Here is a 21206-nt window from a genome sequence, read left to right as displayed (position 1 = left end):
TAAGGAAGGGGTGGGTAGGTTATGTTAAAAAGATTCAAAAGTATTTTAACGCCATTAATGCCCTCCTTCATAAGGGATAGCCTAAGGCTTAAACTTTTAGCCTTGGTAATGCTGTCCCTAATAATTTTGGGATTTGGTTCCCTTAGTATTATTTACTATTACGAGCTAAAGATTAACAACGAGAGAATAGATAATAATTTTTCTTTAATAGCCGATATTTTGGAAAATGATACTAATCGCTGGATAACAGAGCGGGTAAATAACATTAAAATGATGTCTGTCAACCCCCAGGTTAACTGTGCCATTCAAGACATTATTTCTGAGTCGGAAAATTCGGCAGCGGCTGAAATAAAGCTGGTTAATTATTGGAACCAAATGCTTCAGCAATATGGCATTTATGATGAGATTTACTTTGTAACTGGGCAGGGGAAAATACTTGTTTCCACTGATTGGCAACGAAAGGAAGCCTTTCGCCCAAGGGATGAAATAATAACTAAACCCCTGGAATCGGGAGAAATTTATATTGAAAATGCTTATCTTTCATATAAGACTCAAAAACCTAGCATCGCCTTCTCGGTGCCGATAAAGGATACTAATAACAGCATTGATAATGAAGCTTATTTAGGTGTCCTGGTTTTTAGGCTTGATATAGACGCTGTCTTAAAACCAATGTTAGAAAGTAGAATGAACCTTGGTAGGACAGGGGAAGTAATGCTTATCAAACAGGATAGAACCACCATAACTGAATTGCGCAATCAGCCGGGATCCGCCCTTAATTATAAGATTGATAGTGAGCCTGCCAAGAGGGTAAGTGAGGGGGAAAGCGGCATCTGGTATGGCAAAGGCTATAACGGTTCGGATATAATCGCTGTTTACCGATATATTCCTAAAGTACAGTGGGGAATCATTATTCGGCAGGAATCCGCTGAGATTTTAGCTTCACTACAAAAAAGTATGTATTATTCCATGGCTCTAATCTCCATTACTGGTATTATGATATTGGCAATCCTTTATTTTTTAATTAACAGATCACTAAAACCCATGGCTATAATGGCCGATGTGGCAGCAGATGTGGCACAGGGGGATTTTAACAAAAGAATTAATGTAGAAAACAAGGATGAAATAGGGCAACTGGGGTCAGTTTTAAATAAGATGGCAAGTGATTTAGGTCAGCGATTTAAATTAAGGAGCAGTAGGCATCAGGTCTTACATACCCTTGTTTCCACCTTAGACACCAAGGCGTTGCTTAACAATGGACTGCAAACCCTTTGCCAATGCTTTCAATTTAAAGTAGGGGCTATATACTTGGCTAATCACCAGGAAGGAACTTTGTTATTAAAGGCTTTATATTGTCCTGGCAGCAATTTGATTAATCAAAGGGAAAAAATTAATATAGGGGAAGGGTTGGAAGGCTTAGCGGTGACTAGCCGGGAGTTACAGGTATTAACGGATGTGCCGGCAGATACAATATACACGGTTGACTGGTCAGGTGGGACCCTCATTCCTAGAGTTATTATTCAAGTTCCGATCATATATGGACAGGAAGTACTAGGCGTTATTAGCCTAGCCTCCCTCGAGAATGTTCCATCGGAAATAATCGAGGAACTTGGTGTAATTGGAACATTAACAGGCATAGCACTTAACCACGCCCTATCTTACCAGAAAGCCTGTGAACTATCAAATCGTTTGCAGGAAATGAACGAGCAACTGGCCCAGCAGAATGAGGAGCTAAATGCCCAAGGTGAAGAGCTTCAGGCTCAAACAGAAGAGTTAAGGGCGCAAACTGAGGAACTACAAGCACAGTCAGAAGAAATGCAAGCAATTACCGAGGAATTACAGGTTAAAAATGATGAAATTCAGGAACAAGGTATCAGAAAGACTAAATTTTTTGCCGCTTTATCCCATGAACTAAGGGCCCCTTTAAATGCAGTCATTGGTTTTTCTGACGTACTTATGGATAAAGTTGTTGGGAATATTAATGCATCACAAGAGAAGTATCTAAAAGAGATCAATAAAAGTGGTGAGCACATGCTGGGCCTTATAAATGATTTACTCGATTTTTCAAAAATTGAGACCGGTCAGTTAAGCTTAAACATTAAAGAGGTAGATCCTGCCCTTGCTTTAAAAGAGACACTTACAATGGTTAGCTCTGACATTATTAAAAAAGAATTGATATTAAATAACCATCTTGATGAAGATAAATATTATATTGCAGCTGATCATGATAGATTAAAACAAATCTATCTAAATCTATTGACTAACTCCGTTAAATTTACACCTACAGGTGGGACTATTACCATTGGTGCCAGACCGAGTAATGATCAACTGCAAATATTTATTAGTGATACCGGAGTAGGCATTGCTCCAGAATTTCATGAAGATATTTTTGAGGAATTCAAGCAGGCACCCAATACCGCCCAGGGAGGCACTGGCTTGGGCCTGGCAATTACAAAAAAGCTACTGTTGCTAATGGGAGGAACAATAGAGGTTGAAAGTCAAATCGGGAAAGGTGCCACCTTTACTTTGACACTTCCACTAAGTGAAGAAGGAAGGCCTTTCTATCAAAAAAGCCAAAAATGGGATACAATGGTATTAAGCCAGGACTCCATTATAGCCGGGGAAATATCTGTAAGTTACCTTCCTAAGCCCCTAAATAAAGATTCCCTTATTGAGTTGGCAGAAGGGTTTACAAGAATAAATAAATATAAGCCTACTATCCTGGTCGTGGATGATGAATTTTCGGTGAGAGGCTTCGCGGTCACTGTCTTAAAATCTAAGGCCCAGGTGCTCACTGCCGAGGATGGATATCAGGGAATTGATTTAGCCCTAAAATATAAACCAGATATAATCATATTGGACATAACTATGCCCGGAGCAGATGGCTTTAAAGTAACGGAAGAGCTTCGAAGGCATTCGTGGAGCAAGGGATTATCCATAGTTATCAGCACTTCAAGAAACCTCACAAAGGAAGAAAAATTGAGACTTAAGCATTTTGATGAATGATAATAAATGGGGTGCAACGGCATCCCATTTATGTATTTCTAGGATGCATAAATCTCCACCCAGAGGAGGAATATACTAATATTACTCAGACTATTGATAAATATAATGTTAAAATTAGTTTTGGTATATAGCAAAATTTTTGGAGGTCTACGTGGGACTCTATCAATTTCAAGTTTTTAAAATGGTGGCAGATAAAAAAAGCTTCTCCGGTGCTGCACAAGCACTTTTTATTTCTCAACCTGCTGTTAGTTTACAAATTAAAACACTGGAGAATCATTTCGGTACTAGATTGTTTCACCGCGATAAACAGCAGGTTACGATCACAGAGACCGGTCGTATTTTGTATCACTATGTGGATAATATATTATCTTTGATCGATCAAGCCCATAAAGATATTTCAAAATTTGTTGGCAGTGTACAAGGTCCCCTGGCCCTGGGGGCTAGCTTTACCCTAGGAGAGTATGTTATTCCTAAGATTTTAGGAGCGTTTCATAAAGAATATCCCCAGGTTAAAGCCGTGCTGCAAATCACCAATACAGACCACATTGTGAACCTTGTTTTGAAGCATGAAGTGGACCTGGGATTGGTAGAAAACTTTGTGCAAAATGAAGATTTAAATGTCAGGCCATTTTTAAATGATGAACTTATAGTTGCCATATCTTCCAGACACCCGTTAGCCCATAAACAATCCATTTCTGTTCAGGAACTATTAACCTTACCCCTGGTGTTAAGGGAAAAGGGATCTGGAACAAGGAAAATAGCTGAGGAAAGGTTAGCTGAAGAAGGTTTTTATCTTGAGCCAAACAATATTGTAATGGAGTTAGGAAGTACTGAAGCGGTCAAAGAAGCTGTAGAAGCAGGCTTTGGAATTACTATAATCTCTCGGTGGGCAATTGCAAAGGAAGTAAGGCTTGGGACATTAGTGCCGCTGCAGGTTAAAGATATCTATCTTCAACGGAAATTTTACATGATTAATCATAAAGGACAGCTTAAAACTTCTGTCGTTGAGGAATTTATTAGTTTTCTTCAATCACATTGTACGAGAAATAATTTTGTCTGTGATTTTTCCTTGGTAAATGATTAAGATTTGACGAAGGTGGCTGGCAGATCCAATCTTGGAGGTGTAGCTTTGGTTAGACATTACCAGGAAATACCTAAGTGGAAGACTGTTTGTAAAAATGACTGGAATAATTGGAAATGGCAATTGGCAAATCGAATCACCAGCCTGGAAGAGCTGAATGAGATAATTCCCCTTTCTGAAGAGGAAAAAGAAGGGATTAGCCGCTCCCTCGGAACCCTACGAATGGCCATTACACCCTACTACGCTGCCTTAATGGACCCAGAGGACCCTGAGGATCCTATCCGAAGGCAAGCTGTCCCTGTGTCCCTGGAATTGCAGGATGGGGATTATGACCTGGAGGACCCACTGCATGAGGATGTGGACTCCCCGGTTCCTGGGTTGACCCATCGGTACCCTGATCGGGTTTTGCTGCTGGTCACCGACCAGTGTTCCATGTATTGCAGACACTGTACCAGAAGAAGATTTGCAGGGACCCATGATCAAAACAGACCACTGGAAGATATTGAAAGGGCCCTTGACTATATCAGGAAACATTCCATAATCAGGGATGTTATACTTTCTGGTGGAGATAGTTTGTGTATTCCCAATGAACGGTTGGAGATGATACTGCAACGCCTTCGGGAGATTCCTCACGTGGAAATAATTCGTATAGGGACACGTACGCCGGTTGTTATGCCCCAGCGGATTACACCCGAGTTATGCGAGCTTATCAAAAAATATCATCCGGTTTGGTTAAACACCCACTTTAACCACCCGAAGGAATTGACCCCAGAGGCTAAAAAAGCCTGCGCCATGTTAGCTGATGCCGGCATTCCTCTAGGTAACCAGACGGTTCTTCTGAGGGGTGTTAATGACTGCCCCTATATTATTAAAGATTTAATGCACCGGCTATTGGAGAACCGGATACGGCCCTATTATATCTATCAATGTGATCTTTCGACGGGAATTGAGCATTTTCGCACATCAGTAGCTAAGGGAATAGAAATAATTGAGGTCCTTAGGGGGCACACCTCTGGTTTGGCGGTACCGACCTATGTTATTGATGCCCCTGGTGGGGGAGGTAAAATTCCTGTAATGCCTCAATATTTAATCTCCCAGTCGGATCATAAAGTGATCTTGAGAAATTATGAGGGAGTTATTTCTGCCTATACTGAACCCCTTCATAAAGAGGATCCCTGCGACAATTGTCAGGAGTGTCCTCGACTAAAGGATAAGGACCCTATTGGACTGGAAAAGCTTCTCGGTGGGAAAAAACTTAGCCTAGTGCCGGTTGGGAATGTAAGGGCTCGCAGGTCAAAGAGTTTTGGCAACTGTAAATAGGGGTGTGATAGCTTGAAGGAGCAACAAGGGATTTGTCAGGTTACATCTTTCGACAGAAGAAAGTTAATCGAGGATGATTTTCAAGTAGAAGTAGGATTGGACTATACTAATAATAGGCTAAAGGTGTTATCCTGCCAGGCCGGGGACTATTTTGAAATGGCTGAAAGAATTAAGAAAATTGCTCAGCAAAAAGACCTTAGCAAAATAATTTTTAACTCTAGGCAAGAAGGTTTTTTGGGGTTAGAAAGGGCGGGTTTTTTATTGGAAGGAGCAATACCAAAATTTTTTCAAGGAAAGGATGCCTATTGCTATTCTTATTTCCTTGATCCTAACAGGGCACAAAGCTCATATCTAAAGGAAGAGGATGTTATATTGAGGGAAGTAACTGGCGACATGGAAGCAGGAAAGAGCGACCGGGCATTGCCAGCCGGGTATAATTTACGGGAAGTTCGGGAAGATGATGTAAATAGCCTGGTAAATCTGTATAGAAAGGTGTTTGTCTCCTACCCCAGTCCACTATTAAACCCAGACTATATCTTAGAGACCATGAAGTCTCAGGCTTACTTTCTGGCTGTTTTTCACAATGACATGCCAGTCAGTGCAGGCTCAGCGGAAATGGACTTTATTAATCAAAATGCTGAAATTACAGATTTGGCCACCCACCCTGAGGCCAGGGGCTTGGGCCTGATAACGGTTATTATGAGGGGACTGGAAAGAGAGATGTTGAAACGTAAGTTTAAATGTTTATACAGCCTATGTCGGGCGGGGATTCCCGGGGTTAATCGGGCTTTATACAAACTGGGCTACACTTTTAGGGGGCGTTTAATCAACAATTGCCATATAGGCGGCCGGTTTGAGGATATGAATATATGGGTTAAATAACCACCTGTTAACCCTGTACAAAGATTGTTGGAAGGATGCTTTTAATATATAATGAAAGGGAGGCATTTCACAAGGGGGTGTCTGGATGAAGCAGCTGGCAAGTACTTTACTATGGTTTCTAAGCCTTGCAGTTGTTGTAAAACTTTTGTTTTTTGATCAACCCCTGGGGTACTTTTGGATTGCAATAGCGGTATTAAGTATATTTTTTGGCTATAAATCTGTAAGAAAGATTGAGTTGTCGAGCAATGCAAGTATGCAGCTAACCAATTGGGTAAATAAATTTCAAAGTTTATCCTATTATGAGCGGCAAGGTTATCTTCATGAAGTTGTAAACAATGCCATTAAAAGAAATCAGCCCAAACAGGCATTAGAATTTCTTGAGCTTGTAATAAAGGCCGAGCCGGACAATGATACGGCTAAAACCCTCATGGCCTCAATTTGGGGGGCAGAGCTTATAGGCCAATACGCGGATAGTTATCCAGGCAGGTGACAGTTCACCTGCTTTTTATTTTTCTCATAAATGCTTTAGGTATAAGCAAATCCTTATAGGGTTAATAAAAATTGCGTATTTTACTTTAGTATCCTAACCAATTAGACTTTATGTTAGACAAGACATCATGGTTATGGAAGGGATTAAATATTATGAAACTAGAGTTGAATATTAGACAGAGTATTGCACCGGGAATGATTTTAGCCTTTATCATCGCTTATCTATCTGAGTTTATTCACAAAAGCATCATCATTGGCGGACAAAAGCCCATTAGCGGAGTTATTGTTGCCATTATCTTGGGTATGTTGGTGAAAAACACAGTGGGAGTTAATAAAGCTTTTCAACCTGGTATAAGTTTCGCCATGCAAAGTGTGCTTAAAGCAGCAATTTTTCTTTTGGGGTTGGGATTGAGCTTTATTGCAGTTGTAACAACCGGCTTGAAAGCCCTGACAATTATCATCATTTGCGTTGCTTTTGCCATATCCTTGACTTACATCTTTGGGAGAAAGCTGGGTCTGCCTGATAAGCTTGCCACACTTATTGGCATTGGTACAGCCATTTGCGGCACTACTGCCATAGTAGCTGCCTCTCCCGCTATAAATGCCAAGGATGAAGAGGTTAGCTTTTCGGTTGCCACCATCACGATCTTTGGAGTATTGGCAATCTTTCTATATCCCTTAATTGGTAAAATGCTGGTGCTTACTGATATGCAGTTTGGAACATGGGCGGGAGTAGCTGTTCATGAGACAGCCCAGGTGGTTGCTGCAGGTTTTGCCTATAGCGATCCCGCCGGACAAATTGCTACGGTTGTTAAATTAACCCGCACGGTTTTACTGGCACCAATTGTTCTGATTCTTGGTGTCATCTATGCAAACAAGCAAAGGAATGTTGCAGGTGCTGCCGGGCAAAGGGTTAACTACCTGAAAATCTTTCCTTGGTTTGTAGTTGGCTTCCTGGCCATGGCCGGGATTCGTACCTTTGGTGACACCATTTGGCTCAACAGTGAAATGTGGGCAGACTTTTTAAGCAGGGCACAAATATTATCAAAGTTTTTAATTGTAACGGCTATGGCTGGAGTTGGTTTGTTAACCAGCTTTGATGATATGAAGAATGTTGGAATTAAGCCCTTTATTGTGGGACTGGTAGCCTCACTGATTATGGCCGGTTTTAGTATTGTATTAATTTTTGCTTTATCAATTTAATGGAATAGAGCAACTAACCCATGCATAGCTTTGCATGGGTTAGTTGTATAATATTATTTTTTATCCTGGTTTTCACTTACTTCCTCTTTTTCTTCCGGTTCTTCATTTCTTGTCAGTTGAATTTCTGCAGGAAGGTTAGCAACATCTACAGAATCCTCAGTGGGATAGAAGGAGCGGTCTAAGTCAGCACTTTCTTTTTCCTGACTCTGGTTAAGTTCATTTGTATTAGCTACTTCTTCCAAGTTTTTTTCAACTTCTTCTGGCTCCTGGTTTCTGGTTAACTGTAAATCCGATGGAAGGTCAGCAATCTGTACTCGATCCTCTTCGGGTGCAAAGGAACGGGCTGTTTCCTGGGTTTCACTGCTAACATCCTCCGTTTCAGAGGAGTCCTTTTTACCCCTAACCTTATCCAACTGACGAGTTAAACTATCGCTTAAATCCTTTGTTAATACCGTTAACTCCTTGGATTTATTTTCTAGCTCATCCTTTGTTTTACTGCTTAACTCCTTAGTCTTTGTCCCTAACTCCTTGGTCTTTTGGACAGTGTTTTCCCAAATGTGACTGGTGCTATCCTTTAGCTGCTTTACGGTTTCCTGTAAGCCGCCATCAACCTTAACCATGTTATCCATTGCATCGTTTGAAGTTACCACCAGTTCCTTGCCCAGGGTTTTGATAAAACTGATATCCAAGAAGGACTTGCCCATAATTAGACTATTGATAAAATTACCTGATAGTTCAAGGCCAACAATGTTTCCGGAAGATTCTTCGATAAAAAACTCCTCAACTTGGCCTAACTGTGAGCCATTTTCAGCCAGGGCCCTGCACCCGATAATGGATATTTTCTCCTTATAGAGGCTTAATATTTCCGGCAGGCTGGCCCCTTTTTCAACCATGGAACTTTGATCTAGGGTGATTGCATCATTACCAACACTGCGCACTTTAGTATAGGGTGCAAATTTTTGATCCCTAAACCAACCCTTTTGCTCTATTATCAAGGCGGCAACTTTTTGTTGGATCGGGTCAACCACAAGGCCCTTAACTGTTCCTATTTGCTGGCCCTCGGCAAGGCTTATTATAGGCATGCCAATGAATTTTTTGCTCTTGCGCATAATAAAAAGGCCCCCTTTAACCTATCATAAAATGACATTAGCTACTCTTTCTAATAATCTTTATGCTTTAATATTGTTTGATATGACCAGTAAAAGGGAATAATAGAAAAAGATATATTTTTCTTTTACTAATTAGGGGGTAGTGCTAAATGGCAGAGGCAATGTTAAATGCCAACGTTCGAGAAGACAGAACCAAGTCCAGTTTAAAGGAAATTAGAGAAAGTGGAGCCATTCCGGGGGTAGTCTATGGGAAGCAAATGGGTACCATGGCTATTAGTGTTGATGCTAAAGAACTCAAACAGATTTTAGGATCGGTTACTGGTCGCAATACTCTAATAAACATGGACGTTAATGGAAGCAAGCAGACTGTTATGGTTAAGAGCCTGCAAATGGATCACCTGCACCGTGGTATTAAGCATGTTGATTTCCAGCAAGTAATGGAAAACACTAAAATTAAAACTGTGGTGCCAATTCAACTTGTTGGTGTGCCAAAGGGAGTAACCCATGGCGGAATTCTTCAACATGATATGCGAAGTGCAGAGATTGAGTGTCTGCCTAGTCAAATTCCTGATGCCCTTAAAATTGAAGTAAGTGAAATGGAAATTGGTGATGCCTTATCTGTCAGCGATATTAATACACCTGACGGTGTGAAAATTTTAGATCACCCGCATACTACAGTGGTGGGAGTTGCAACTGCTAAGGCACCCGAACCAGCCGGTCAACCTGAGGTTGAGCCTGAACCGATTCAAGAGGCAAAGGCTAAGGGTGAAGAGAAAGAATAATAATATCTATTGCTTCAAAACCTTTACTAGGGTACAATACCTTCGGTAAAGGAGGTAATGGCTAATGAAATTAATTATTGGTTTGGGGAACCCTGGCTCAGAGTATGCTCAGACCAGACATAATATAGGCTTTATGGTAATTGATGCCCTGGCCGGAGAGTTAGATACGGAAGTAAAAAAGAACCAACACAAGGCTCTGGTGGGACAGGGTGTCATTGGGCGGGAGAAAGTTATCCTGGCAAAACCCCAAACCTACATGAACCTGAGTGGTCAGTCAGTAGCTTCCTTGATGAGTTGGTACAAGCTGAACCCTCAGGATATTCTTGTTATTACCGATGACATGGATCTAACTCCCGGGCGCCTTAGGATTCGTGGAAATGGAAGCGCCGGGGGACAAAAGGGACTTAAGTCTATTATTGAATTAATTGGAACCCAGGATTTTGCCCGCATCCGGGTTGGTATAGGGAGACCGGCCCATGGCGCTGTTAACCATGTTCTTGGAAAGATCTCTGGCCAGGAGGCTGAGACAATTGCTCCAGCATTAACTGCCGCAGTGGCGGCGGTTAAGATATGGGTCCTTGAGGGCGTAAATTCAGCCATGAATAAGTATAATAAGGTTGGTAAAGAAAAGCCTGAGGAAAAAGCTAGGACGGAGAACAAAGAAGCACCTGGCGAAGGCTCTGAAATGTCATAGGAAGAGGGCTGAATTTAGCAAAGAAGACGAGATGCCGAATATTATTCCATTACCACACATATTTTTAATACTGACGGCAGCTTTTCTCGCTGCCGGGATAACCTGGTTCTTTAATAGTTTAGTTATAAATAAGTTGGGGGACCGGGGCATTAGCTTTGTCACACCGGCAATAGAAGAAATCGCCAAAACAGGGGTGGCCATAGGCTTAGGTGCAGCTATAGTGTGGACACACCTGGCCTTTGGTCTTGTTGAGGCAGTTGTGGAGATTAGAAGACGAGGGATCCGGGGATTGAGTGCCGGATGGGCTGCCCTGGCCGGGCACAGTCTATTTGGATTAATAGCCTCTTGGGTCTATATGAGAAGGGGTTTCCTGTGGGCTGTTTTAATCACTTATCTTATTCATGCAGCTTGGAATTGGGGGATAATATATTACAGCAATCGCAACCGATCCCGGCTTGACTGAGTACAAAAAGCTGGGATATAATGTAGCGAGCCTTATTCGGGAGAGTTTACATAATACAAAACGCCTGGTATGAAGAAAGGGATACCCCCCTATCTTTTACCAGGCTGAACTAGTTTACATAAAACAACCTAACAAATTAATCCAAAATAGTATAAAATTATCTAATATGATTTATCGCCCAGGGCTTTTATTAAACTTATTAACTAGGAGAACAAATGAAGGGATTACTGCGTCCTTTAGAACCTACAATAGAATATCAAAACATTCTTCAGGGTCTGAAACGGGGCTTTACACAGCAATTAGTTTTCGGGCTGTCTGGGTCCCAGCGAAGCTACCTATTTGCTGGACTATCACACACCGGCAAAGCAGTTTTAGCTATTACACCGGGTGAAACCGAAGCTGGCACCCTGGCTGATGATTTAGCTTCTCTGCTGCCTCACCTGGAGGTTAAATATTTTCCGGTTTGGCAGATGCTGCCCTATCAGGTATTAGCCCATAGTAATGAGGTATTATCCCAGCGCCTTAGCATTTTAGAGAAACTGATAAATAATGAGCCAATAGTTGTGGTTTCCTCTGTGGAGGCCCTCTTGAGAAGGCTTACACCCCTCGAGGTATTTCGTAAGGCCCGGGTGGAGTTTAACATTGGTCAAAGGGTGGAACTGGAGCTTCTTCGTCATAATCTTATTGATATGGGCTTTGAGCGTGTTGATATGGTAGAAGGGCCTGGCCAGTTTTCAATAAGGGGTGGTATCTTTGACATTTACCCCATGACGTCCGTTTATCCCGCGCGTATTGAATTTTTTGATGACGAGGTAGATTCCATACGCAACTTTGATGTTGTCACCCAGCGATCCCTTGATAAGCTTAACAAATTAGTAATAGCACCCTGTAAAGAATTAATTATCAATGATGAGGCCTGGCGGCGCTGCGAAGAAAACTTTGAGGCCGAATATAAGAACCAGTTAAAAAAGCTGCAGCGTTCAGGCTCTGTTGACGCAGTACACCAATTAACAGCACAGGGAGCCATGCTGCTGGAGCAAATACGCAGCAGGAATGCCTTTGATGGAATGGAAAGATTGCATAACTATTTTTATCCGGAAACGGTAACCCTACTGGATTATTTTGAGCAAGATCCCCTACTGCTGATAGATGACCCTATACGGCTAAAAGAAGTGGCAGACAATATCCTAAAGGAAAGAAACGAAACCTATACAGACCTGCTGGGAAAAGGTAAGGTTTTACCTGGTCAATTTAATACCTATTTAGATTTGCCAAAACTTCTGGCCCAAATGGAGCTAAAGCAGGGAATTTATTGTTCATTTTTACCTCGCAACCCACAGTTTGTAAAGGCGCAAAATGTTGTCAACTTTCCAGCCAAGGCGATGCACAGCTTTTTGGGACATTCGGAGGTACTGGCTGACGAAATTCGTCATTGGAAAAAAAGAGGTTATGCTATAGTATTGCTGGTGTCTTCCCCGGAAAGGGCAGCCAATCTACTTAAGCTCCTTAAGGATGCTAAAATAGATGCCTTTTATGTAAAGCAGCTGGATAATGAGGTTAGGGAAGGCAATGTAGTTATCACTGTGGGCCAGCTGGCCAATGGCTTTGAACTTATATCTGGCCGCCTGGTGGTAATTACCGATTCGGAGATTTTCGGGCAAAGAAAGAAGACCAGAAAACTTAGGGCTAGACCTGATGCCAAAATGGAACCACTGGCTGATTTAAAAGTAGGAGATTATGTGGTTCATGTTAATCATGGTATCGGCCGTTATCAAGGGATGGTGACCCTTGATATTGGAGGACTCCAAAAGGATTATCTTCAGCTCAAATATTCCGGGGAAGATAAGCTATATGTACCCACTGATCAGGTTGGTATGCTGCAAAAGTACCTGGGAGCAGAGGCAGACCATCCGAAGCTATCCAGATTAGGAGGCACAGAGTGGGCTAAGGCCAAGGCTAAGGTTAGAGAAGCAGTAAGGGATATGGCCAAGGAATTGCTGGAGCTATATGCATCCCGGCAAACGGTAAAGGGCTATGCTTTTTCTGCGGATATGCCTTGGCAATTGGAGTTTGAAGGTCTTTTTCCCTATGACGAAACCCCTGATCAAGTTAGGGCCATAGCAGAAGTAAAGCGTGATATGGAAAAAACCAGACCCATGGACCGCCTGTTATGTGGAGATGTGGGCTACGGCAAAACAGAAGTAGCCCTTAGGTCAGCCTTTAAAGCGGTAATGGACAATAAGCAGGTAGCGGTATTGGTACCAACCACGATACTGGCACAGCAGCATTATAATACCTTCAGGGAAAGGTTCGCCAATTATCCTGTTAAGGTGGAGATGCTTTCCAGGTTTAGGACTCCTAAAGAACAGCGCCAAATTCTTGCTGGGCTCGCCACAAGGGAGGTTGACATAGTTATAGGAACTCATCGTCTGGTACAGGACGATATAATTTTTAAAGATTTAGGACTGCTGGTTGTTGATGAAGAGCAGCGTTTTGGTGTAAGTCATAAGGAGCGTCTGAAGAGGCTTAAAAAGAATGTGGATGTCCTAACCTTAACTGCAACTCCTATACCCAGAACCCTGCACATGTCCCTGGTAGGGGTGAGGGACACAAGCCTCCTTGAGACCCCTCCCGAGGAGAGGTTCCCAGTTCAAACCTATGTTTTAGAAGAAGATCCCACCTTAATTCGTGAGGCCATTCGCCGGGAATTAAATAGGGGTGGTCAGGTTTATTTTGTCCATAATAGGGTTATGGATCTTGACAGGGTAGCCGGATGGCTGCAAGATCTGGTTCCTGATGCCAAGATAGGTGTAGCCCATGGACAGATGAAGGAAGATGAATTAGAACAAATAATGCTGGAATTTATGGACGGGTCCTATGATGTGCTGGTTTGTACCACCATTGTTGAGACAGGACTTGATATATCAAACGTAAACACATTAATTGTAAAGGATGCGGACCATTTTGGCCTGTCCCAATTGTATCAATTAAGGGGTAGGGTTGGACGTACCAATCGCTTAGCCTATGCCTATTTTATATTTAGAAGGGATAAGGTTCTGACTGAAGTAAGCGAACGCCGATTGTCCGCCATCAGGGAGTTTACTGAGTTTGGATCTGGCTTTAAGATAGCCATGAGGGATTTAGAGATAAGGGGAGCAGGCAATATACTCGGTGCAGAACAGCATGGACACATAGCGGAGGTAGGTTTCGATCTTTACTGTCAGCTACTTGAAGAGGCTGTGCAAGAGGCCAGGGGTGAAAAGGTTGAGCAGTATATCGACACAGCCATTGAACTTCCTGTAGAAGCCTATATTCCTGAGGCCTATGTTTCTGATACCAACCAAAAGGTGGAATTATATCGCAGGCTGGCAGCCATGAGGGAGCTATCAGAAATAGGAGATCTTGAAGAAGAACTGGTGGATCGCTTTGGGGATTTACCCGAGAGTGTCCGTTCTTTGTCAATGGTTACCTCTTTAAAAATCCAGGGCTCACAGCTGCGTATTAGGTCCATTGGGCGCACTCAAAGCTTTTATCGGATACTTTTTGCCGCAGATTCACCCTTGGACGGTGAGAAGTTAGTGGCCATTAGTGAGAAGTACAAACAAAATGTTAAGTTTCATACATCAGCTGAAGGTTTTGAAATTAGATTGGCAACCCGGGACAAGGGTCCAGTTGAACTCAGAAAGCTAGAACAATTATCCAGCTTTTTAGGCAGGCTAAAATAACTTGCCCGCCCCTGAGGATAGTTGTATAATGGCCATATCATGGTTTAAGGAGGTTTCACAGTGTATAAATTGCGTCTGGGCCTTGTAATCTTTGCAAGTCTTGTGCTTTTTTTAGCAGGCTGTGCTAATAACAAAGTAAATGTTGTGGCAAGTGTAAATGGTACGGAGATTACCAGGCAAGAGTTGGACAAACGGGTCAATCTGACCATAGAAGGGTACAAACAACAGGGATTAGATTTAACTAGTAAGGAAAATAAGGCCTTAAAGGATCAGGTTGAAAAAGGGGTATTGGATGAATTAATTGCCATGACCCTGTTGATGCAGGAAGCTGAGAAACAGAATTTAACTGCTTCTAAGGAAGAAGTTGATAAAAACCTAGCCGAAATCAAGGAAAGCTTTGGCAGTGAAGAAGAATTTAAAAAGGCACTTCAGGAAGCCAAGTGGACTGAGGAGGATGTTAGGGAGGATATCGAGTTTAGACTTACTTACCAAAATTTATTTAATAAGGTTACTGCAGATGTGGCCAAGCCCAATGAAGCTGAAATAAATGAGTATTATGAGCAGCATAAGGATATGTTTGGAACCAGGGAAAAGCTGGAAGTGAAGCATATGCTTTTTGCAGTTGATGGCTCAGTACCTGATATTCCAAAGCGTACTGATGAGGAGGCACTTCAGGCTGCTAAGCTTGCCCTGGCAGAGGTTACCCAGAAGGGGCGGGATTTTGCAGCTGTTGCCAGGGAAAAATCTGATGACTTAGGTACCAGGGAAAATGGCGGGGCTTATACCATTGAAAAGGGTGCTGGGACAACAGATCCTGCCTTTGAAGAAGCTGCTGCTGCCCTGAAACCCGGGGAAATAACTAAAGAACCTGTAAAAAGCCAATATGGCTATCATCTTATTAAGTTAGAAGATATTAAACCAGCTACCCAGAGATCACTAGATGAAGTGAAGGAAAGCATTGCAAGTCAACTTGAATCAGAAAATCAACAAGTTAAATTTTCCCAATTCATGGATGATATTGAGAAAGAAGCTAAGATAGATAATAAATTAGCCCCAGAAACAGGGGATTCGGCAAAAAAATAGTCTAAAAACCAAAAGCCGAAAATAAATTGTCCATGTTGGAAAATAATGAATAACACCTTCCCTGCCGTTATATACTATCAGTGAAAGTTAATCCGCGTAGATTATGCAGAAAAAGGAGGGAAGGAAACTCTTATGAAAGCAACGGGTATTGTTCGTCGCATTGACGATTTAGGTCGAGTAGTTATCCCAAAAGAGATAAGAAGGACCTTGAGGATTCGTGAAGGAGACCCCCTTGAGATCTTTGTAGATAGGGAAGGTGAAGTAATCCTAAAGAAATACTCACCTATCGGCGAATTGGGCGACTTTGCTAAGGAGTATGCCGATTCACTATATGAAGCCCTAGGTCACATCGCATGTATAGCTGACAGAGATACAATAATTGCTGTAGCAGGGGCACCGAAAAAAGAATTTATAAATAAACCCATCGGCCCAAATGTTGAAAAAGTTATGGAAGACCGCAAGGCGGTTGTAATCAATAATCCCGGTAATGATCCTCATTGTAAGGAATGCGGAATTACTGAGGATGGTGATTGCAAATACTCCTCGGAAGTTATTGCACCTATTATTTCCGAAGGAGATCCAATTGGCGCTGTTATCCTGGCCTCCAAAGATCCAGATATAAAAATGGGAGAAATGGAACTAAAGCTGGCCGAAACTGCAGCTGGCTTTTTAGCCAAACAAATGGAACAGTAATAAACAACGGGCCTAACAGGCCCTTTTTTTTGTACTTTTTGGCAGGATACCAGAGAGGTCTGCCTAATTGTTTCTAGATATAGGAGGTAAATATGGACAAGTCTATCGTAATTGTAGGTTTAGGACCTGGCAACCCTGGTATGCTGCCCTTTGAGGTTTGGAGTTATCTAAATTCCGGGCACCCGGTTTATCTGCGTACATCCATTCACCCAACCGTTAAGTGGTTGGAACAACAAGGTGTAAATTTTAGTACTATGGATTATCTTTATCAGGAATTAGAAACCTTTGAAAAAGTTTATGCATGTATTGTTAAGGAAATAATTAAAGCTGCAGAGCAGGGGACTGTTATTTATGCAGTTCCAGGTCACCCTATGGTGGCAGAGGAATCGGTTTCTTTATTGCTAAAGGCATCGGCAGAACAGGGAGTTAAAACAAAGGTGATTCCTGCCATGAGCTTTTTAGATGCCCTATGTGCAACCCTGGGCATTGATCCCTGCAAGGGCTTATATATAATTGATGCCCTTAATTTTGAGCAACAAAAGCCCGAACCAAAGGTAGCAACCATTATTACTCAGATTTATGACCGTATAACTGCCGGGGAAACAAAGCTAACTCTTATGGAGTACTATCCAGACGAACATCCAATAACTGTGGTTAGGGCAGCCGGGGTTCCTGGAGAAGAAAAGACTCTGCAAGTGCCGCTATTTGAGTTGGATAGGATTGAATGGATAGACCACCTTACCAGTTTATATATCGAGCCTTTAAAAGCCTATGAAGAGGTAAGGGGAGACTATGGCTTTGAAGCACATGCCAGTGCGGGGGTAGATGTTACGTACGAATGCTCTTTCCCCTTAGATCCCTTAGTTGAAGTAATGGCGGCTTTGAGGGCAGAAAATGGCTGTCCCTGGGATAGGGAACAGACCCATGAAACCCTCAAGCAATACTTAATAGAGGAAACCTATGAGGTAATTGATGCAATTGACGAAGGGCAAATGTATAAAATATGTGAAGAATTGGGAGACTTATTACTACAAATAGTTTTCCATGCTCAAATAGCAGACGAAAACAAAAAATTCGGCATTAATGATGTGGTTGACTCAATCACCGAAAAAATGATAAGGAGACACCCACATGTCTTTGGAACCACCAGTGTTAATAATAGTTCAGAGGTATTGCTAAACTGGGATAAAATTAAAGAACAGGAAAAGGGAGATAGCCAAGCCGGTTCTATTTTGGCCGGCATACCCAGGATACTACCGGGGTTGTTGCGTGCCGAAAAAATACAAGCAAAGGCTGCGAGGGTAGGATTTGACTGGCCTGATTACCGTGGGGCAATGGACAAAGTTGAAGAAGAAATCAGGGAAGTGATCCAGGCCATTAAAGCTGATGATAAAAAAGCTCTGGCTGAAGAACTGGGAGACTTGCTCTTTGCGGTAGTAAACCTAACCAGACTTCTCGGTGTAGAGGCAGAGGGGGCATTATCTAATACAACAGACAAATTTATTAAAAGGTTTAATTACATTGAAAAGCAAGCAAGTCACTCAGGTGAGAAACTCAAGGATTTAAGTTTGGAACAAATGGATAAGTGGTGGGAAGAGGCAAAAAAAATAAAAGCTTAGTGCAAACTGCACCCGTTTTAGTAAATTAAACACTTTTTTTCGGGAAATATTACCCTGAAGGAAGGAAAACCCAATACCATAGCGAATTAGCAAATAATTACTCTGATTATCGAGGAGGGTCCTTATTTTGAACAAAGCTGAACTTATCTCTGCCGTGGCAGAAAAAACTGAGTTAACCAAGAAAGATGCTGAAAAAGCCGTCTCTGCTATTCTTTCAAGTATTGAAGAAGCAATGGCAAAGGGGGACAAGATCCAATTAGTGGGCTTCGGTACCTTTGAGTCTAAGCCTCGCAAGGCCCGTGAAGGACGCAACCCACAAACCGGTGAAGCAATCCAAATACCTGCTACCAGGGTGCCCGTGTTCAAGCCTGGAAAGGTCCTAAAGGATGCAGTTGCCAATTTGCCTGTAGAATAGTAGTATAGCGGAGGTCAGGCATTTGAGACTGGATAAGTTTCTTAAAGTTTCCAGGGTCATAAAGAGAAGGACGTTAGCGAAGGAAGTTTGTGATACCGGTAATGTTATGGTTAATGGAAGGGCAGCCAAAGCTGGCCTAGAAGTTAAACCCGGTGACCGGGTAGAGCTTAACTTCGGTACAAGGAAGCTAATTTTTGAAATATTGGAAATAAAGGAAACAATGCCTGCCAAGGAAGCAGCCAGCCTTTATAAAATTATAGCGCAGTAAAATTAAAGGTACTTCGATGATGAAGTACCTTTAATTATTTTAAGCTTATATTTTTGTACAAAGATGAAGAAAATAACTGCAAATAACGTAAACGGAGGGACATGGATTGAAAAATTATCGCAGTTATAGTTTCTTTATTTTACTATTGATGTTTGTTGTTGCCATAACTGCCTGTGCCCGATTAGGGCCGGAGAGAAGGCCGGAAGTTGTGCCAAGTCCAAACCGCATGGACGAAGAACCCACCATATCACTATTTGTTAATGAAACTGGAGAGAAGAAACAAATTAAACTGGAAGAATACTTAGCTGGCGTAGTAGCAGCCGAGATGGAACCGACCTGGCCGGTAAATGCCCTGGCGGCCCAAGCAATCCTTGCCCGTACCTTTACCATGGAAAACATAGAATCTGGTAGAGTAAGACAACTGCATGGCACAGATGTATCCACCAGCGTTGAGGAATCCCAGGCCTATGATCCATCCCGTATTAATGATAATGTGATAAATGCAGTTAAAAAGACCAGGGGTGAAGTTATCACCCACAATGGGCAGTATATTAAGGCCTGGTTTTCGGCAAGCAATGGAGGGAAAACTGCCAGTGCCGCTGAAGGACTAGCGTACTTTAAAACTCCAACTCCATATATAAAGGAAAACGCCGACGATCCATACTCAATAAAAAATACATTACCGGAAATTGCCCAATGGACTGCCACAATTCCGGGTGCCAAAGTCAGAGAGGCGGTTAGAAGCGTAGGCGGAAGTGATCCAGGACCCATTACCTCAGCCAGTATTGAGGAGAAAGGCCCATCGGGCCGTACCGTAAAACTACGCATTAACAATACCAGCGTAGGAGGACCAGCCTTTAGACTGGCGGCAGGTAGTACAGAGATACGCTCGATGTTTTTGACCAATGTTTCAGTACAGGGAGGTAACCTTGTACTAACGGGCAAGGGCTATGGACATGGGGTTGGTTTGTCCCAGTGGGGAGCTAAAAATAGGGCTGAAGAGGGACAATCCCCAGAAGAAATAGCTAGCTTCTATTTCACAAATGTACAGATAGAAAAACTCTACGATTAGGTGGCTAATGCCACCTCAGCCTGTTGAAAAAGATACAACTGGGTTTTAATAATCCCGAACAGCGACATTCGGAGCAGTGGAAACAGCGCTTCACGAAGCTGAGGATGCGAAAATGGGTGCCCGGACATGGACGTCCGGGCAAGCCTGAGGTAAACACGATGTTTACTCGAAGGCGGCCCATTTTCGCCCGAAGCAAGGGATTATTAAAACCCGAATATAGGTAGTTTCTCGACACACTAAGGTGGCTAATGCCACCTTTTTATTTTGTTACAAAATCTGATTATGGAATACCCTTAGGACAATGTACATATATTTTATTGTGGTCGAAGCCCGGTTTTGAACGGAGGGGTACTATGGAAGATTATGGAAAGCACATTTTGAGCATTGATGGAAGAAAAAAATTAATGCTGCAGGGGGTCCAGCACGTAGGTAGTTTTGACGAGCAGGAAATAACCCTGGACACTAATATGGGGTTTTTACAGCTTAAAGGTGAAGGGATGCATATTACCCATCTGAATTTAGATGATGGGAACTTAGTAGTTGAAGGCATTATCAATGGCTTAGAATATGTAGAAGGTAAATCCGCTAAGGGAGCCAGAGCGAGGGGCAAGGGACTTATTAACAGGTTACTAAAATAAATGAGTACAAGGGTGGTGCACCTACTTGGTTCCTTTGCTTGATCAATTTTACTATTTTGCTTTAACTATTTTAATTGGTGTTGTTTCAGGGTTCTGCTATGACCTTTACAAAGTAACCAGGGGAAATTTAAGGCTTAAGAGAGTAGGCACGGCCCTGGGGGATATCCTTTTTTGGCTAATCCTTACGGCGGTAGTGTTTGCTCTATTGTTGGCGGGCAATTGGGGTGAGGTAAGGCTATATGTCTTATTGGGCTTAGTCATCGGAGCACTGATCTATTTGAATCTTTTAAGCAAAAATGCCACTAGACTGCTACAGCTTGTCTTTAGGTTAATTAATCGGCTATGGCAAATATTAATTCAAATGGTTAGCATTGTTTGGAAGATAATTTGCTTGCCCTTCCGCTTGGTCTATCTCTCAGTGGCCATCCCTTTGGGAATTCTAGGATTGGTTTTTAATAAGACCTGGTGGGGGATAAAGTTTATTCTTAATAAACTGATTGGTCAACCAATTAAGCGAGGGAGAAAGGGTATAAGGAGGAAATTGGCAAATATATTTCCAATCTTTGAGTATAAGGATGATAAATAATGGGCCGGTGGTCCTATTTTTTTTGGAAATAATATCGAGATGCACAAGGGCAACAAAGGCCTGGCGGAAGCAAGTTTTCTT

19 protein-coding genes are annotated in these 21206 nt (G+C 42.3%); 18 read left to right on the top strand and 1 reads right to left on the bottom strand.

Annotated features, from left to right (window positions below):
- The first annotated feature begins 21 nt into the window (after nt 1-21).
- From P6N53_RS12485 to P6N53_RS12460, 6 genes are all read left to right on the top strand, one after another.
- Nucleotides 22-3003, top strand: coding sequence for an ATP-binding protein (locus P6N53_RS12485; RefSeq protein ID WP_304543642.1), 2982 nt, complete (start codon nt 22-24; stop codon nt 3001-3003).
- A gap of 151 nt (nt 3004-3154) precedes the next feature.
- A complete protein-coding gene (locus tag P6N53_RS12480) occupies nt 3155-4087 on the top strand; it encodes a selenium metabolism-associated LysR family transcriptional regulator (RefSeq protein ID WP_304543640.1) in 933 nt (310 codons plus the stop codon).
- A gap of 45 nt (nt 4088-4132) precedes the next feature.
- Nucleotides 4133-5404: a lysine 2,3-aminomutase gene (kamA, locus tag P6N53_RS12475; protein WP_304543638.1), complete on the top strand. Its 1272-nt coding sequence runs from the start codon at nt 4133-4135 to the stop codon at nt 5402-5404.
- A gap of 12 nt (nt 5405-5416) precedes the next feature.
- The gene (ablB, locus tag P6N53_RS12470) at nt 5417-6286 is read left to right on the top strand and encodes a putative beta-lysine N-acetyltransferase (RefSeq protein WP_304543636.1); all 870 of its coding nucleotides are present in this window, start codon (nt 5417-5419) and stop codon (nt 6284-6286) included.
- 85 nt (nt 6287-6371) lie between these two features.
- Nucleotides 6372-6776, top strand: a complete 405-nt coding sequence (locus tag P6N53_RS12465) for a hypothetical protein (RefSeq protein WP_304543634.1) — start codon at nt 6372-6374, stop codon at nt 6774-6776.
- Nucleotides 6777-6928: 152 nt separating this feature from the next.
- Nucleotides 6929-7978: a YeiH family protein gene (locus tag P6N53_RS12460; RefSeq protein WP_304543633.1), complete on the top strand. Its 1050-nt coding sequence runs from the start codon at nt 6929-6931 to the stop codon at nt 7976-7978.
- A 53-nt stretch (nt 7979-8031) separates the two neighbouring features.
- Here the strand turns inward: P6N53_RS12460 and P6N53_RS12455 are convergent, their stop codons facing one another.
- Complete coding sequence (locus tag P6N53_RS12455) at nt 8032-9087, bottom strand: PRC-barrel domain-containing protein (RefSeq protein WP_304543630.1); 1056 nt, start codon at nt 9085-9087, stop codon at nt 8032-8034.
- Nucleotides 9088-9236: 149 nt separating this feature from the next.
- Between P6N53_RS12455 and P6N53_RS12450 the strand changes: the two genes are divergently transcribed.
- From P6N53_RS12450 to yabQ, 12 genes are all read left to right on the top strand, one after another.
- The gene (locus tag P6N53_RS12450) at nt 9237-9869 is read left to right on the top strand and encodes a 50S ribosomal protein L25 (RefSeq protein ID WP_304543628.1); all 633 of its coding nucleotides are present in this window, start codon (nt 9237-9239) and stop codon (nt 9867-9869) included.
- 64 nt (nt 9870-9933) lie between these two features.
- Complete coding sequence (gene pth, locus P6N53_RS12445; protein ID WP_304543626.1) at nt 9934-10563, top strand: aminoacyl-tRNA hydrolase; 630 nt, start codon at nt 9934-9936, stop codon at nt 10561-10563.
- A gap of 31 nt (nt 10564-10594) precedes the next feature.
- The gene (locus tag P6N53_RS12440) at nt 10595-11026 is read left to right on the top strand and encodes a hypothetical protein (RefSeq protein ID WP_304543624.1); all 432 of its coding nucleotides are present in this window, start codon (nt 10595-10597) and stop codon (nt 11024-11026) included.
- Nucleotides 11027-11241: 215 nt separating this feature from the next.
- Nucleotides 11242-14751: a transcription-repair coupling factor gene (gene mfd, locus P6N53_RS12435; RefSeq protein WP_304543620.1), complete on the top strand. Its 3510-nt coding sequence runs from the start codon at nt 11242-11244 to the stop codon at nt 14749-14751.
- 60 nt (nt 14752-14811) lie between these two features.
- Nucleotides 14812-15834, top strand: a complete 1023-nt coding sequence (locus tag P6N53_RS12430; protein WP_304543618.1) for a SurA N-terminal domain-containing protein — start codon at nt 14812-14814, stop codon at nt 15832-15834.
- 132 nt (nt 15835-15966) lie between these two features.
- Nucleotides 15967-16527 (top strand): stage V sporulation protein T, encoded by a 561-nt coding sequence (gene spoVT / locus P6N53_RS12425; RefSeq protein ID WP_304543616.1) that lies wholly within the window; start codon nt 15967-15969, stop codon nt 16525-16527.
- A 92-nt stretch (nt 16528-16619) separates the two neighbouring features.
- Nucleotides 16620-18146: a bifunctional methyltransferase/pyrophosphohydrolase YabN gene (gene yabN, locus P6N53_RS12420; RefSeq protein ID WP_304543614.1), complete on the top strand. Its 1527-nt coding sequence runs from the start codon at nt 16620-16622 to the stop codon at nt 18144-18146.
- Nucleotides 18147-18273: 127 nt separating this feature from the next.
- Nucleotides 18274-18561: a non-specific DNA-binding protein Hbs gene (gene hbs, locus P6N53_RS12415; RefSeq protein ID WP_304543612.1), complete on the top strand. Its 288-nt coding sequence runs from the start codon at nt 18274-18276 to the stop codon at nt 18559-18561.
- Nucleotides 18562-18583: 22 nt separating this feature from the next.
- On the top strand, nt 18584-18829 hold the full coding sequence (locus P6N53_RS12410) for an RNA-binding S4 domain-containing protein (protein ID WP_304543610.1): 246 nt from the start codon (nt 18584-18586) through the stop codon (nt 18827-18829).
- A gap of 148 nt (nt 18830-18977) precedes the next feature.
- Entirely contained in the window at nt 18978-19901 is a 924-nt protein-coding gene (locus tag P6N53_RS12405; RefSeq protein WP_304543937.1) for a SpoIID/LytB domain-containing protein, read from the top strand.
- Between the two features lie 353 nt (nt 19902-20254).
- A complete protein-coding gene (gene yabP, locus P6N53_RS12400) occupies nt 20255-20539 on the top strand; it encodes a sporulation protein YabP (RefSeq protein WP_304543608.1) in 285 nt (94 codons plus the stop codon).
- 25 nt (nt 20540-20564) lie between these two features.
- On the top strand, nt 20565-21125 hold the full coding sequence (gene yabQ, locus P6N53_RS12395; protein WP_304543606.1) for a spore cortex biosynthesis protein YabQ: 561 nt from the start codon (nt 20565-20567) through the stop codon (nt 21123-21125).
- Nucleotides 21126-21206 lie beyond the last annotated feature (81 nt).

The organism is Desulforamulus aquiferis (assembly GCF_030577015.1).
In the GTDB taxonomy this organism is placed as follows: domain Bacteria; phylum Bacillota; class Desulfotomaculia; order Desulfotomaculales; family Desulfotomaculaceae; genus Desulfotomaculum; species Desulfotomaculum aquiferis.
Note: the sequence above shows the minus strand (reverse complement) of the source record. Positions and strands in the feature narration are given on the sequence as shown.